The following is a 15,096-nucleotide window of genomic DNA, read 5'->3' as shown; positions in this document are numbered from 1 at the left end:
CTCGACACGCGATCTGCACGATGTTCTCGCGAGATCATCGAATGCTGATCAGAACGCGCACGGGACAACGCCGCGTTGGCGCCAAGGCGCGCGGCGCGAAACGAGCGGAAGGTCCGCTATGCGCCGGAGCCCGGGTAGAGATGGCACGCGACGAAATGATGATCGCCCTGGTCGGCCAAGGTCGGGACAATCTGCTTGCAGACGTCCATCGCATACGGACACCGGGTATGGAAATGACATCCGCTCGGCGGACTGATGGGGCTCGGCACGTCCCCGGTGAGGATGATCCGCTCCCGCTTCCTCTCGATGACCGGATCCGGAATCGGCACGGCCGAGAGAAGCGCCTTCGTATAGGGATGCAAGGGATCGTCGTACAGAGCGTTGCGATCCGCCAGCTCGACGATCTTGCCGAGATACATGACCGCGATGCGGTCGGAAATGTGCCGAACGACCGAGAGATCGTGCGCGATGAACAAATATGTCAGGCCGAACTCGTCCTGGAGGTCTTCGAGCAGGTTCACGATCTGCGCCTGAATCGAGACGTCGAGCGCCGACACCGGCTCGTCGCAAACGATGAAGTCGGGATTTGCTGCGAGCGCGCGCGCAATGCCGATGCGCTGGCGTTGGCCGCCGGAAAACTCATGCGGATACCGATTGGCGAAATGCGGATTCAGCCCCACCGTCCGCAAGAGTTCCTGGACACGCTGGGTTCTCTGATTCTTGGGGACCAGATCATGAATCTGCATCGGCTCGGAGACGATGCTTTCGACCGTCATTCGCGGATTGAGGGAAGCGTAGGGATCCTGAAAGATCATCTGGAGATGGCGCCGCTTCTTGCGCATCTCGGACCCGCCGAGTTGGGTCAGATCACACCCGTCGAACAGCACCTCGCCCGCGGTGGGTTTGCAGAGTTGAAGAATTGCACGGCCGGTGGTCGACTTCCCACATCCCGACTCCCCGACCAGGCCCAGCGTCTCGCCGCTCTTCACCGACAAGGAGACGCCCCCCACGGCTTGAACCGGACCGAAGTGCATGACGAGGTCGCGGACTTCGAGCAGAGGCGGTTGCTCCGCGCCGGAGACGGCGCTCGCCGTTGCGGTTGTGACAGACATCAGACGCCTCCCTTGCTCGAAACGCCGTCCTTCGTGACTTCCTCCCAGAACCAACAGGCGCTCTTGTGGCCGGGGCTAATCTCGATCAGCGGGGGCCGCTTCTGCTCGCATTTCTCCCGTGCATAGTCGCAGCGCGGCGCAAACGGGCAGATATCCGGCAAATCGACCAGGTGGGGCGGCAGACCACGAATCGGTTCCAGCCGCTCGCGCTGGCGCGCATCGAGCCGCGGAATCGATTTCATGAGCCCCACCGTATAGGGATGCCGCGGATTGGCGAAAATCTTCTCGGTACTCGCCGTTTCCACGATCGAGCCGGCGTACATCACCTGCACGCGATCAGCCATCCCGGCCACAACCCCCATCGAGTGGGTGATCATGATCACCCCGGTGCCGCGCTCGGCCTGGAGCGAGCGCATGAGGTCGAGGATCTGCGCCTGAATGGTGACGTCCAGCGCGGTGGTCGGCTCGTCGGCGATGATGAGCTTGGGGTTACAGGAGAGCGCCATCGCGATCATCACGCGCTGGCGCATGCCGCCCGAGAATTGGTGCGGATACTGGTCGATCCGTTTTTCCGCATTTGGAATACCGACCATCCGCAGCAACTCGATCGCCCGCGTCTTCGCCTGGGCTTTGGACATGCCCATATGCAATTGCAGCGCTTCGCTGATCTGCTGATTGATCGAAAGCACGGGGTTGAGAGACGTCATCGGATCTTGGAAGATCATCGCAATCTGGTGACCGCGGATCCGGCGAATCTGGTCATCATTGAGCTTCAGAAGGTCTTGCCCCTCGAAAATCACTTCTCCATTCACGACCTTGCCGGGCGGATCTGGTATCAGCCGCATGATCGAGAGGCCCGTGATGCTCTTGCCGGAGCCCGATTCTCCCACCACCCCCAGCGTTTCCCCCGGCATCACGTGGAAGGACACGTCTTCGACCGCCTTCACCACGCCAGCCTGGGTGAAGAATTGGGTCTTGAGATTCCTGACTTCCAGGAGCGGGTCGCGGCTCTCCCCGCTGCACATGGAGCGCTCCTGGGGTGCAACGGCTTTCTTGGTAATCGCTTCAGCGGACATTTTTCGCCCCTTCAACCGGCAAGAACATTGCAGCGCGTGACGAACAAACCTGCGGCCTCGTCGCAGCCTCTCTTGTTTGCGGTCACGCTCAGGTTTCAAGGAGCGCTATTCCCGCTCGATCCAAACGGTCTGGAGATTGGTGAACTCCCGAATGCCCTGAACCGACAGCTCGCGACCGAACCCGCTTTTCTTGATTCCACCGAACGGAACCTGGGGCGCGGATGCCGTCATGCCGTTGATGAAGACACCGCCCGCCTCAATGCGCTTGGCCAATGCCTTTGCCGCTGAAATATCGCGGGTCCAAATATTGGAACTCAGCCCATAGATGCAGTCGTTCGCGGTATCGATCGCTTCGTCGATGGTCTTCACCCGAACGACCGCAGCCACCGGCCCGAACGTCTCTTCACGGAAGATCGACATCTTTCGCGACACATCGCCGACAACGGTCGGCTCGAAGAAGTACCCTTTCCGCGCCAGAGCGCGTCCACCGGTCAGGATCTTCGCCCCCTCTTTCACCGATTCCGCAAGCTGTCGCTCCAGAATGGTGCGCAGATCGGCACGGGCCAGCGGGCCCATTTGCGTTCCTGCCGAGTCCGGGTCGCCGACTACGATTGCATTCGCGCGCTCCACGAATGCCTGCTCAAACTGATCGGCAATGCTTTCGAGGACGATGAATCTTTTCGCCGCGATGCAGCTCTGACCCGCATTCTGAAAACGGGAGCGCGCAGCATATTCGGCGGCGCCGGAAATATCTGCATCTTCCAGGACAATGAAGGGATCGGACCCACCAAGTTCAAGCACGACCTTCTTGAGCGCCCGCCCCGCGGCGGCGGCCACTTCCCTTCCCGCAACCTCGCTTCCCGTAAGCGTAACGGCCGCGATGCGGTCATCCGCGATCAGGCTCCCGACATCCGCGCTTGGAATAACAAGCGTGCGAAAGGTCCCGGAAGGAAAGCCGGCATCGCGGAAGGCAGATTCGATGGCGAGCGCCGATCCCGTCACGTTGCTGGCGTGCTTCAAAATCACGGTATTTCCCGCAAGCATCGCGGGAACAGCAAAACGAAGAACCTGCCAGAACGGGAAATTCCACGGCATGATCGCCAGGATCACGCCAAGCGGCTCATACGACACATAGGTCGGGCGAAGCGCATCGGATATGGACTCCGGTGCCAAAAATGCACCCGCCTTTTCGGCGAAATACTCACAATGGCCGGCGCATTTATTTACCTCGCCTTTTGCTTCGTTCAGTGTTTTCCCCATCTCGCTGCTGATCGTGCTTGCGAAACGATCCGCATTCTGCCGCAGAACATTTGCGAGCTCCCGTGCACAGGCGACGCGTTGCGCGAGCGGCCCGCTCCGCCACGACCTGAACGCGTTCACGGATTCCGCCAGGATGCTATCCACCTCCTGGCGGTCCATCTTCTGGAACGTGCTCAGAATCTCTTCAGTGGCAGGATTCACCGACTGCATTGTCGACACGCTCTCTCTCCACTTTTTGAATGACCAATGGGCTTGCCAGCTTTTTTTGTTGCGCGCCTCAGCCGCCCAACACGCCGCACGCCCGCAACAAGGTCTCGTGCGTGATGATATCGTGCTCCGAAGAGACAATCGGGGTTCGCGTGCCCGCAATCAGTGCCAGCAACTCGGCGATGTCTTCGACGTATCGAGCCTCGTTACCGACCTCTACCGGCTGCCAGCCTGCCTTATAGCCATCCCGTTCTTCGTCGAGCGCCATGAGCACCTTCGGGGCCGGATTCTCGAACGGCTCGACAATCACCGATCCCTTGGTTCCATAGATCTCGAACCGGCGATGCTCAAAGGCTTTCACCTCGATCGTTGCGGATTCGATGACCGCGGTTGCACGCGGAAACTCGAAGACCACAATCGTATTGTCGACATAGGGAAGGTGCGCATCGCCATCTGCCCGCAGAGTCGGAGTTACCCGAATGGGCCGACCGAAAACGGACGTCATCAGGTCTACCATATGCGAGCCGAGATAGTAGAACATGCCGCCCGGACACGGTTCGATCTCGCTCCGCAGCCGCTCATAATCAACAAGGTCGACGGATATTCTGGCGCGCATGTGGAAGGGACGGCCCAGGAGGCCGTCTTTTGCCGCCTGGACCGCGAACCTCAGGCCCTTGTTGTAGCGAAATTGGTAGCCCTGCTGGAGCACGAGGCCCCGTTCCTTCGCAAGGGCCACCAAGTTTCGAAACTCGGCCAGGGACGTTCCCGGCGCCTTATCGCAATGGATGTGCTTGCCGGCGGTGAGCGCTTGGCGGACCCAGAACTGATTCTGCAGAGGATGGGTTTCGACGAAAACGGCTCGAATGTTCGGATCCTTGAGCAGATCGTCCGCCGACTCGAGCCACGTGACCCCCGCCCAGGCTGCATCCGCCTTCGCCTTGGCCAACAGCTCCTGGTTGGGTTCGAAAACCCCTACGAAATCCACCGCATCATCGCGGATCAGCGCCTTCGCTTTGCCGTTCGCATGAACATGTTGCGTTCCGATTTGGCCAATCTTGATAGCCATGACGTTCCCTATCCGATTTTCAGATCAACTTGACATCAATGATCGAAATCAATGGTCCCAATGCAGCAATACGCCGTAGAAGCTCTCCCGAGCCTCGTGGAGGCGACGGAACATCTCGGGACCCATGGACGCCGACTCGCGATGACTGATCAGCGGTTCGAGTTTCAGGTCACCGTCGCGGATGAGCGTCAGGGCGAGCTTCCGATTATTCACCCAGGTCCAACGATTGAACTGCGTTTCATGGGCGGGATGAGTCCGCATGTGCGCGCCGATCATCGTCACCCCGTTAAGGTGAACGTCCGCGTAGGGATCGAACTGCTCGACCTTGCCACGCGTCGAGCCGAGCAGGATCATCTTGCCGCCGAATCCGATCATCTTCAGTGCATCGTTGAATGGCGCCGGCGACCCGGTTGCTTCAAAAACACAATTGAAGCCGCGATCTCCCACGATGCGCTTGATCTGTGCAGCGCGATCTGTGGCCATGGGATCAATTTCGAAATCCGATCCGCTCTCATGCGCCAGTTTCCGGCGAGCCTCGATGGGATCGATTGCCACGACCGGGCGGGCACCATCGAGGCGGCTCAACTGAACAGCCAGCTGTCCGATCAAACCCGCGCCAATGACGGCAACGGATTCGCCCAGCTCCAGCTTCGCCAGACGCACCGCGTTCATCACGATGCAGGTGAGCGTCGTCATCGCCGCATAGTCAAAGGACACACCATCGGGAATATGGACGAACTGATGCGAATCGACGACGGCGTGCGAAGCGTGCTTCGCCATCCCGCACACCCGATCGCCCACCGCGAATTCAGTGACGCCAGGCCCGATCTTCAGAACAATTCCGGCCAGCGAATACCCGGGGAAGTAGGGCTTGTCGCTCCAATCCTTCAGTTCGGCCGAATGCTGATGGGTCATCCCACGATAATTCGCGATCTCGGTGCCGGCGGAAATGGCGGTCGTGTGCGCTTCGACCAGCATGTGCCCCGGGGGGAGCGTTTCATCGAGCTCGAAGGACTCGATCGTCATCGTCAGCGGTGCATAACCAGCAAGTCTCTGAGACTTCATGTATAGTTCTCCCATTGAATAGATTGTTTTGCAGTATATCGCGCTGAATACAGCTTCGGGCGACAGCTCGGATGATCGTGACTGTTTCTACATTCGTTGCCGAAGCCGAGGGTCGAGAAGATCACGAAGCGCGTCGCCCAGAAGATTTGCGGCCGTAATCGTGATGGTTATCGCCAGCCCGGGAAAGAGGACGAGCCACCATTGCGGCTTGAAGGAATCGGCAAGCACACCGCTCAGCATGCTGCCCCAGCTCGGCGCCGGCGGCGGGACACCGACGCCAAGGAAACTCAAAGCCGCCTCGGTGAAAATGGCCGTGCCGAGGCTGAAACTGACAACAACCAGAAGAGGAGCGATACACTGTGGCATGATGTGCCGCGTCGCTATTCTCCACTTCGTCGCCCCAATGGATTCCGCCGCCTCAACATAGGGCATTTGCTTTATCGAAAGAACAACTGACCGGATGGTTCGCGTCGTGAGCGGAATTCTGGTAATGGCTATGGCGATGATGACGGTAGGCAGTCCCGACCCGAGACCAGCCAGCAAAAGCATCGCCAAGATGAGCGATGGAAACGCCATTTTTACATCGAGGAGTCGTTGCCCAAGAAGATCAAATCGCCCCCCGATGTAACCGCTCGCGAGCCCCCAAATAAATCCGATCCCATCTCCGATCAACACCGACGACAGGACGACGACGAGCGTGATGCGCGTCCCGTAGATCAGGCGGCTCAGTGCGTCTCGCCCAAGGTGATCGGTCCCCAGCCAATGGGCCGCGGACGGCGGCTGTCTGGCCACGGACATGTTCGTGCTCAAGGGGTCGTATGGCGCGAGCACCGGCGCGAGCACTGCCACGCACACAACACAGACCAGTATCAGCAAGCTCAAGGCACCGACCGGCGATTTTCGCAAGAGGATGCGCAAGGGATGGGTATTCCGCGCGGCCGTTGGCCGCCCCAGCACCGTCAATGAAATATCAGCTTTGGCTCCCATGGGGTTTTCCTCCGCCCGGCCCAACCGAATCGAATACTACGCCCTAGCTATATCGAATCCTTGGATCGAGCAGCCCATAAGTAATGTCTACGAGAAAATTCATGATGACGAAGATGATTCCGTAAATGAGGACCAGATTCTGGATCATCATCCAGTCCCGCTCGTTGATCGCCATAACCAGCGACATGCCGAGACCGGGAACTCCGAATGCGCGCTCCACTGCAACCGAGCCGCCGAGAAGCCCGCCGAAAGCGAGAGCGGAAACGGTCAGGATCTGCATGAGCGTGTTTCGGATCACATGCCTCATCAACACCAGGCGCTCCGGCAGACCTTTGGCGCGCGCAGTGCGCACATAGTCATCGTGCAGGACTTCAAGGGTCGCGGACCGCGCCACTCTTGCAATGACTGCCGCCAACCCAAGGCCCATCACAAGCGCTGGGCCGATCACCATCTGCAGGTTTCTTATCGGATCGTCCAGGAAGTCTACGACCGTAAGGGACGGACGCCAGCTGAATTGCAACACCAGGGTAATGATGATCAGCATGCCCAGCCAGAAACTAGGAACCGCCAGGAAGATGATGACCACCATCCGCGATAGAACATCCCAGAGCGAATTCTGTCGCACCGCGCCGAGGACCCCGACAGGCAATCCCACGATCCACGAGAGTATAATCGCAAGAAACGCTATCTCGAATGTGATGGGCGCGCGCCGCAGAATGATCTCGCTGATCGGATCGCCCCGCCAGAACGAGTTTCCAAGATCACCGTGAAGCACATCTCCAATCCAGGACAGATACTGGACATAGAGCGGCTGATCCAACCCGAGCGAGGCCCGCGCGGCCGCGAGTTGGTCATCGGTCAAGATGACCTTTCCCTGGCCCTCAGCCTCGATCATCGCCAGAGGGTCCCCTGGAATCACCCGCATGGCGACAAAGATCAGAATCGTTACGCCGAACAGGGTCGGGATAACGAGCAGCAGTCTTCGTAATATATACGCTCGCATCGAGGCCATCCTGAAGATTTAAGCCAATGCTCAGCAAAGTGCGCGATCAGTCGGGCTTTCACCCGCGCCGACCCGCCGAAAGGGAAGATGTTTAATTTTCCGAAGGTTTCCGTCGTTATTGGTCGAGCCAGACGGTATCGAGGCGGCCCCATTCGGAAAACGTTCGCTTGTCCATTGCAAGACCACGAACGCGGCTCTGCCACATCGGCGAATGCTTGCAGAAGCCGATCAGGTAGAATGGCGGATTCTCGTCCAGCAGATCCATCCCCTGGCGGAAAAGTTGTTTGCGAGCCGCTTCATCACTGCTCCCGTTGACCTGATCGATGATCGCATCAAGTTTCGGGTTTGAGTACCGCGCCCAGTTTGACGACGCGCCCGTTCTCAGATTATTTGTCCATAGCACTGTCGGATCCACGAAGGTCGACTGATATCCAGCTTCCTGGATCATGTCGAAGTTTCCGCTCTTATACGTCTCGGGAAGCAGGCCGCGCTCCACCAACCGGATTCTGCTTTGGATCTTCAGCGTGCGCTTGAGTTCATCCTGGAAGGTCGGTGCATTGATATCGGCCCATTGGGTGACCGAAGCCGTAATCATTTCGACGTTGCCGAAGCCATCAGGATATCCGGCATCGGAAAGCAGATCTCGCGCCTGTTCGATGTCCTGCTTTTTGTCCGCCCGATATCCGGGCAATTTCAAAATCTCTTCTTCCGGCATCGCATACGGAGGCACATTCGGCATCCAGCGGCTGACAAAGACCGGCTCCTGTGTGGACAGGGCCTGAATCATGTGCTGCCGGCTGACGGCCAGATGGATTGCCCGGCGGACGAGCGGATTGTCGAACGGCTTTCGAGCGTTATTGAGCGTGAGGGTGTGCGAGTTCAAGCACGAGAGTTGGGTGCCGCGAATGTCGCTCCGCTTTGTGCCTTCTTCCCACGTCTGCGGAGAAACATTCCAGGAGAAGTCGGCTTGGTCCGTCATAACGGCGGTTCCGCGATCCACCCAGCCCGGAACGTTCAGCATGCGGAGGCGATCAATATAGGGCAGTTCGGGATTCCAATAGTTCTTGTTGCGATTAAACTCCCAAACCTCACCCACACGGTGTCGGTCAAAGACGAACGGGCCGGTTCCAGGCGCCATGACCTTGCGCAAATCCGAACGGTTTTCGTCGATCGCCTTCTTGGAATAGATCACCATGGCCGGGCCGGCGATGACATCGAGGAACGGCGTCCACGGCTCGCTCAAGACAAACTCGACGGTGAGCGGGTCAAGGGCGCGCACCTTCTGCACGCGCGACAGCTGATCCTTGTAGATGCTCACGACATTGTCGGGCGGGGAGATGATGCGATTGAAGGTTGCGGCCACATCATCCGAGGAAAACGGTGTTCCGTCGTGAAACTTGACACCGCCTCGCAGGTGGAACGTATAGATTGTCCGGTCGCTCGAGATATCCCATGATTTCGCGAGCGACGGGGCAATGGTCTGGAGGCCGTCCGCCAGATTGCGAGAAACCAGACCATCGTACATCTGCGTCAGAATATTGTAGCTGCCGCCCTGGTGGATGTCGTTGTGGGCAGTTGTCGCTCCGAACGCAGTACGAAACGTGCCGCCGCGCTTGGGATTGGGCTCGGGAGCGCGAAGCAGCGTGGAATCGGCTTTGCCTGGCTCCACTGCAAATGCGGGACCGAAGACTGACGCACCGACAATACCTGCTCCGATCGCCAGTCCGCCGCTTAGAAGCTGCCGCCGATCGAGTCCATTATTATCACCAGGCATTGCATACCTCCCTTTTGTTTTCTGGCGATAGGGATTTCGATACTTTGATCGAATCGATTTTCTTGCTTTCTATCGCCGGATATTATTTTTATCTGTTTGTGTTCGCTTCCGTCGCGCCCCAGGACCGGTACCCAAGCTGCCGAGACAGCTGAAGGGCCGTATCCCTGACCGCGCCTGCCATGATGCGAAGTTTTTCGACGCTGACGCGGACGCAAGGCGCAGAAAGACTGACGGCGCCGATGACGCGCCCCGAATAATCAAAGAAGGGCGAGGCGGTGCAGCGAATACCATCCGCCAGTTCTTCGTCGTCCAGGGCGTAGCCCTCGATACGGACGCCTTGCAATTGTTGCTTGTACACGGTGGGATCGGTGATCGTGTTGACAGCAATCGGCGGCATGCCGCGGCTGAGGATGCGATCCACTTCCGACTCCGGCAGGTGCGCCAAAATTGCCTTTCCCGCGGCTGTGCAATAGGCATGCCGGCGCGCACCAACCTGCGTGCGCAGCGTCAACGGCTGCTCCGATTCCAGCCGATCGATAGTAATCACGTCGCCATTGTCCATCATCACAAGATGAACGGTTTCGCGCGTACGTTGCCAAAGCTCGTCGAGGAGCGGCGCCCCGACCTCGCGGCACGGAAGCCCGTCCAGGGATGCGAAGTTCAGGGACAGCGTTTTCAAGCTGAGGCGGAAGCGGTCCGCCCCCGGAACTTCTTCAACATAGCCACGGGTAACAAACGTTCTGAGGAAGCGCCCGAGCGTGACCCGGTGATAGCCGAGCTGCTGCTCAAGGTTGCCCGCGGAGATTCCCCGGCGGCCCGCAGAGGCAATCACTTCATAGACGCTGAATCCTTTGTCGAGCGTCCTCAGGATCGATCTCTCGGATCCCGACGCGTCGTCATCCATCGCAGCTGCCGTTGATCGACCCATCCCACCCTCCCGCGGGAAATGCAGATGCTGCCGAGAATCCCTTTGCGGGTTTAGGCATCATCGGCACTTGGTTCCGATTCACGAATGTTGAACGCTTGGCGTCGTTTTGCGTTGCACAAATATTAAATTCGTTCACAAACAATGTTCTTGGCATTTGCGCTTGTCAACACGCGAATAACATACGGCCGAGAATGATCCATTGGCGTCGCTGTAGGAACGAATATTGTACAGCTTGTTCATTTTTTGAACATGCGTTGCTTTGCAGAGCTTTTGGCCGTTCCGGCACGCAACGAAGCCTCAGCCGGCGAAGGCGATCCGGCGCCAAATCCTTGCTGCGGTTGAATTGGAGCGAGGGGCGGGGTCAAAGGCCGTGCGATGCCCGCCTCGGCCGGGGCGCGCAGGCATTCAAAATGCCAGGGCGCGCGCCGCTGGCGCGTGACGATCCTCAACTGCCTTCGAAGCCGAACGCTCCGGCGTGAATCACGGGCCCCGCGCCCCCCTTTTCGCGGCCGCATCGCACAACGCCCGAACCTTGAGCTTCCCGCTGAAGCGATAAAAGTGCTGAAGCGGAGATGATCCGCCCTGGTCGCGTCAGGTCATGAGGGGAAATCAAGGGCGGGGAGAGAGGAGCGATGGGCCTCCCGCGAGGGGCATAGGCCCATGAATCGGCCGGAACGCTTCCCCATCTGCTCCCGCGGCTCAGGGCGCAGAGACGGTGAAGCTGTGCTTCGCCATTTCCTTTCCGTCATAGGAGACGGTAAAGGTCCAGGTCCCGGGGAGGATCTCCCAGAATTTCTTGAAACTGTAGCCGAGATAGATCGTTTCACCGATCTTCTTGGTCTCCGAGAACTGGCTCGCGGTGATCGGCCTCTCGCATGCGCACGGCTCCTGACGGGGCTCGGGATAGGTGAAAGCAAAGTCGAGCGGCACTTCGGCCCCCGCCGGCTTCCCCTTGATCACATAGCGAAAGCCGAACTCGACACCGACCTTTCCGGCGATGTCGTTCGTCGCGGCAACCAGCTTCTTGTTCGTCGGCAGGGCCATCTCGCCAGTCGGCGAATCGGTGTTGCGGATCGTCTCACCGCCAGGGGATTCATACATGCCGGAATCGATGATCTCGATCCCCTCGACATGAACCGGCTGGGCCGCCGCCGGCAGCGCCGTGGCCCAAAGCGCGGCAATTGCCGCCCTCACCGCGCGCATGACACGTCCTTCCATCGGCTGCATCCAGAGCGAACCTAGCATAGGATGCTCGGACCAAAGGGCTTTGCAAGGTCCCTTTCCGACATCCTCATCCATCGCTCGGGGCGGCGCACTCTCGGGCCGGCGCCGGGCTTGCGCCGGGGGCTCACAGGCTGTCGATGGGCACTTTCAGAAAGCGCTTTCCGGCCGCGTCCGGCGGCGGCAGATCGCCGGCGCGCATGTTCACCTGGATCGAGGGAATAAGCAGGCGCGGCATGCCCAGCGTCGCGTCGCGGGCCATGCGCATGGCGACAAATTCGGCTTCCGCAACGCCGTCCCGCACGTGGATATTGTGCGCGCGCTCCTCGGCCACCGTCGTTTCCCACTGAACCTGACGGCCGTCCGGGCCGTAATCGTGGCACATGAACAGGCGCGTTTCCGGGGGCAGCTCAAGCACCCGCTTGATGGAGCGGTAGAGCACGCGAGGGTCGCCGCCGGGAAAATCCGCCCGCGCGGTGCCGCCGTCGGGCATGAACAAGGTGTCGCCCACGAATGCGGCATCGCCGATCACATGGGTCATGCAGGCCGGGGTGTGGCCGGGCGTGTGCATGGCGAAGGCGGCCATCGTGCCGATCCGATAAGTGTCGCCATCGGCGAACAGGCGATCGAACTGGCTGCCGTCACGCTGGAATTCGGTTCCTTCGTTGAAGATTTTGCCGAACGTCTCCTGCACCACGGTGATCTTGTCGCCGATGCCCAGCTTGCCGCCCAGCTGGCCCTGGATATAAGGCGCGGCCGAGAGGTGATCGGCATGGACGTGGGTCTCGATCAGCCATTCCAGCGTGAGAGCATGGGCGCGGATGTACGCGATGATCTCGTCCGCCGACCGATAGGTGATACGCCCCGCCGCGTAATCGATGTCCATCACGCTGTCGATCACCGCGCAGGCAGGCGAATGTGGGTCCTTCACCACATAGCTGACGGTGTTCGTGGGGGCATCGAAGAAGGCGGTCACCTCGGGCTTCACGCCAAGATCCACGGGATGGGGAATGGGGGACATGGGAACCTCCCTTGGGGTCCAGGTTCAGGGTTTCTGCGCGTGCTGCCGCAGGGCGAGCCAACGGGCGGCGGCCATGCCCGCGACCATGGCGGGCACGAATGCCAGGACGCCGGGCGCCGCCAGCCCAAGCGACGTCAGGGCCGGACCCGGACACAGGCCGGACAGGCCCCAGCCGAGCCCGAAGATCGCCGCACCGACCAACAGGCGCGCATCGATGTCGCGCCGGGTCGGCACCTGGAACCGCGTGGCGAACAGCGGCTTCCGCCACGCCAGCACCCAGCGATAGCCCGCCGCCGTAACCGCCACCGCCCCGCCCATGACGAAGGCGAGACTGGGGTCCCAGGCGCCGGCGATATCCAGGAAGTTCAGCACTTTCGCGGGATTCGCCATGCCGGACACGACCAGGCCGAGGCCGAAGATCAGTCCTGCGAGCGCGGGCACGAGGAGACCCATGTCAGCCCCCCATCAGATGACGCGTGACGAACACGGTGACACCGGCGACACCCATGAAGACCAGGGTGGCCACCAGAGAGCGGGGCGAAAGCCGGGCGATGCCGCAGACTCCATGGCCGCTGGTGCAGCCGCCGCCCCAGACCGAGCCGAAGCCCACCAGAAGCCCGGCCGCGCCCATCAGGGCAAGATTGTCGGACACGGCCTGGACCACCGGCAGGCCAGTGAGCGCACCAGCAAGAAGCGGCGCCGCAATCAGGCCGGCCACGAAGCCGAGCCGGCCCAAGATCCCGCCCCCTTCATAGGGCGGCAGAAGACGCGAGGCGATGCCGCTGATGCCCGCGATCCGCCCCTGCCCCGCCATCAGCAGCACGGCGGACAGGCCGATCAGCATCCCGCCCAGCAAGGAAGGAAGAGGCGTGAAGGAGGTCATATCCATGCGCCTCCTTCACTTGGTCGCGCAGGTCCGGATACCCAGCAATGTGTAGGCCGGGCAGAAGCGGAACAGAGCCGTAAGCAACAGCACAGCGCCAATCGCGGGCAGGACCCAGATCCAGCTTCCCATGCCCGCGAGCGCGCCGGCCGCCGCCGGCACAAAGGGAAGGATAAGCAGAATGATGCCGGCGAGCGCCCGCACCGCCCGATCGACGGTTCCGACATTGACCACGGCGACCTCCTCGTATAAGTTATTTGATACGTATATTCGAAGATTCTAATATGTCAAGCGTCCCCTTCCCGCCCGCTTTTTCGAAGCCCCCCCTTGCCGTGCTCGAAGCGCGCGCGGAGGAAGCGGCTGCGCTTCTTTCCTCCATGGCCAATGCCAAGCGACTGTTGGTGCTGTGTCACCTGGTGGAAGGCGAACGCTCCGTGGGCGAGCTTGCGACGCTCGCCGGCCTCAGCCAGTCCGCCTTGTCCCAGCACCTGGGAAAGATGCGCCTGCAAGGGCTCGTGAGCACACGTCGGGAAGCCCAGACGATCTATTACAGCCTCGCCAGCCGCGAGGTGCGGGCCGTTCTGGAGACCCTCTACGGGCTCTATTGCGCGCCCGCCTGAGGCGCTCGTTCAAGCCCGGTTGCGGAGGATCAAGGATGTTCCGCTTCCAATGGGGGATAAGGCCGCTCTCGGTCCCCGGTCTGAGGGCATCTGCCTGATGGTGTCAGGCTGAGAGCGGTCCGGAACGCCGTCAGGGTTGCCGGGCGAGAGCGTGGCGCTTGCTGCCGGGCGCGGGTTGCAGTAATCAATTTTCAGAACTTTCTGAAAATTCCGTTTGCCGAGAAACAAGATGAAGCTGCCCGCCATGGTCCAGGCCTTCGTGCTGCATTTCGGCGAGATGGGCAGCCGCTGGGGCATCAATCGCACCGTGGGCCAGATCTATGCTCTTCTGTTCGTCTCGCCGCGCCCCCTGTGCGCCGATGAGATCGTCGAGGCGCTCGGCATCTCCCGGTCCAACGTGTCCATGAGCCTGCGCGAACTCCAGGCCTGGAACCTCGTCGTGCTGAAGCACCTGCCCGGCGATCGCCGGGATTTCTTCGTCACCCCCGACGATATCTGGCAGATTTTGCGAACCCTGGCCGAGGAGCGCAAGAAGCGCGAGGTGGACCCCACCCTCTCGGTCCTGCGCGAACTCCTGATGCAGGAGCCGGCCACCGAGGAGGAGCGCCACGCCCAGGCGCGGCTGGGCGAGATGCATGCCCTCATCGAGCAGCTCACCAATTGGTACGAGGACGTGAAGGGGCTGGATACCGCGCGGCTGGCGACCCTGCTCGCCATGGGTGCCAAGGTCACCCGCCTGCTGGAAGCGACCGACAAGGTGGTGGCCCTGGGGCGGCCGCGGCGGTCGCGCACGCAGAAAGGGGCGGAATGACCATGAACATCGCCTTTTCCCCTGCCCCGGCCGCACGCGCCGCCCTGCCCGAGGAGGCGGCG

Annotated in this window: 16 protein-coding genes; 2 read left to right on the top strand and 14 right to left on the bottom strand. The window is 60.6% G+C overall.

From position 1 onward, the window contains the following. Nucleotides 1-116: 116 nt before the first annotated feature. From V5F84_RS04750 to V5F84_RS04685, 14 genes are all read right to left on the bottom strand, one after another. Nucleotides 117-1,112, bottom strand: coding sequence for an ABC transporter ATP-binding protein (locus tag V5F84_RS04750; RefSeq protein WP_394043584.1), 996 nt, complete (start codon nucleotides 1,110-1,112; stop codon nucleotides 117-119). After that, on the bottom strand, nucleotides 1,112-2,137 hold the full coding sequence (locus tag V5F84_RS04745) for an ABC transporter ATP-binding protein (RefSeq protein ID WP_394043721.1): 1,026 nt from the start codon (nucleotides 2,135-2,137) through the stop codon (nucleotides 1,112-1,114). The genes V5F84_RS04750 and V5F84_RS04745 overlap by 1 nt, the downstream gene beginning before the upstream one ends. Nucleotides 2,138-2,293: 156 nt before the next feature. Continuing rightward, the gene (locus V5F84_RS04740; RefSeq protein ID WP_509277199.1) at nucleotides 2,294-3,658 is read right to left on the bottom strand and encodes an aldehyde dehydrogenase family protein; all 1,365 of its coding nucleotides are present in this window, start codon (nucleotides 3,656-3,658) and stop codon (nucleotides 2,294-2,296) included. A gap of 67 nt (nucleotides 3,659-3,725) precedes the next feature. Next, on the bottom strand, nucleotides 3,726-4,721 hold the full coding sequence (locus tag V5F84_RS04735) for a Gfo/Idh/MocA family protein (protein WP_394043582.1): 996 nt from the start codon (nucleotides 4,719-4,721) through the stop codon (nucleotides 3,726-3,728). Between the two features lie 48 nt (nucleotides 4,722-4,769). Then, nucleotides 4,770-5,786, bottom strand: coding sequence for a zinc-dependent alcohol dehydrogenase (locus V5F84_RS04730; protein ID WP_394043581.1), 1,017 nt, complete (start codon nucleotides 5,784-5,786; stop codon nucleotides 4,770-4,772). Nucleotides 5,787-5,873: 87 nt separating this feature from the next. Next, entirely contained in the window at nucleotides 5,874-6,773 is a 900-nt protein-coding gene (locus tag V5F84_RS04725; protein ID WP_394043580.1) for an ABC transporter permease, read from the bottom strand. A gap of 43 nt (nucleotides 6,774-6,816) precedes the next feature. Beyond that, the gene (locus V5F84_RS04720; protein WP_394043579.1) at nucleotides 6,817-7,776 is read right to left on the bottom strand and encodes an ABC transporter permease; all 960 of its coding nucleotides are present in this window, start codon (nucleotides 7,774-7,776) and stop codon (nucleotides 6,817-6,819) included. A 115-nt stretch (nucleotides 7,777-7,891) separates the two neighbouring features. After that, nucleotides 7,892-9,550, bottom strand: coding sequence for an ABC transporter substrate-binding protein (locus V5F84_RS04715; RefSeq protein ID WP_394043578.1), 1,659 nt, complete (start codon nucleotides 9,548-9,550; stop codon nucleotides 7,892-7,894). A gap of 88 nt (nucleotides 9,551-9,638) precedes the next feature. Then, the gene (locus V5F84_RS04710; protein WP_394043577.1) at nucleotides 9,639-10,454 is read right to left on the bottom strand and encodes an IclR family transcriptional regulator; all 816 of its coding nucleotides are present in this window, start codon (nucleotides 10,452-10,454) and stop codon (nucleotides 9,639-9,641) included. Between the two features lie 723 nt (nucleotides 10,455-11,177). Then, nucleotides 11,178-11,696 (bottom strand): DUF3859 domain-containing protein, encoded by a 519-nt coding sequence (locus V5F84_RS04705; protein ID WP_394043576.1) that lies wholly within the window; start codon nucleotides 11,694-11,696, stop codon nucleotides 11,178-11,180. Between the two features lie 130 nt (nucleotides 11,697-11,826). Next, on the bottom strand, nucleotides 11,827-12,720 hold the full coding sequence (locus tag V5F84_RS04700; protein WP_394043575.1) for an MBL fold metallo-hydrolase: 894 nt from the start codon (nucleotides 12,718-12,720) through the stop codon (nucleotides 11,827-11,829). Nucleotides 12,721-12,744: 24 nt separating this feature from the next. Continuing rightward, the gene (locus V5F84_RS04695; protein ID WP_394043574.1) at nucleotides 12,745-13,173 is read right to left on the bottom strand and encodes a DUF6691 family protein; all 429 of its coding nucleotides are present in this window, start codon (nucleotides 13,171-13,173) and stop codon (nucleotides 12,745-12,747) included. Between the two features lies 1 nt (nucleotide 13,174). Next, nucleotides 13,175-13,609 carry a YeeE/YedE family protein gene (locus V5F84_RS04690; protein WP_394043573.1) on the bottom strand — a complete coding sequence of 145 codons (435 nt, stop codon included), beginning with the start codon at nucleotides 13,607-13,609 and terminating at the stop codon, nucleotides 13,175-13,177. 9 nt (nucleotides 13,610-13,618) lie between these two features. Continuing rightward, nucleotides 13,619-13,837, bottom strand: a complete 219-nt coding sequence (locus V5F84_RS04685; protein ID WP_394043572.1) for a YgaP family membrane protein — start codon at nucleotides 13,835-13,837, stop codon at nucleotides 13,619-13,621. 50 nt (nucleotides 13,838-13,887) lie between these two features. On the opposite strand from V5F84_RS04685, the gene V5F84_RS04680 reads away from it, so the two are divergent. After that, complete coding sequence (locus V5F84_RS04680; protein ID WP_394043571.1) at nucleotides 13,888-14,223, top strand: ArsR/SmtB family transcription factor; 336 nt, start codon at nucleotides 13,888-13,890, stop codon at nucleotides 14,221-14,223. 229 nt (nucleotides 14,224-14,452) lie between these two features. Further along, nucleotides 14,453-15,034 carry a GbsR/MarR family transcriptional regulator gene (locus V5F84_RS04675; RefSeq protein ID WP_394043570.1) on the top strand — a complete coding sequence of 194 codons (582 nt, stop codon included), beginning with the start codon at nucleotides 14,453-14,455 and terminating at the stop codon, nucleotides 15,032-15,034. Nucleotides 15,035-15,096 lie beyond the last annotated feature (62 nt).

The organism is Roseixanthobacter liquoris (assembly GCF_043195135.2).
GTDB lineage: Bacteria > Pseudomonadota > Alphaproteobacteria > Rhizobiales > Xanthobacteraceae > NCEH01.
The sequence above is the reverse complement of the archived record's forward strand: the minus strand, read 5'-3'. Positions and strand labels throughout refer to the sequence as shown.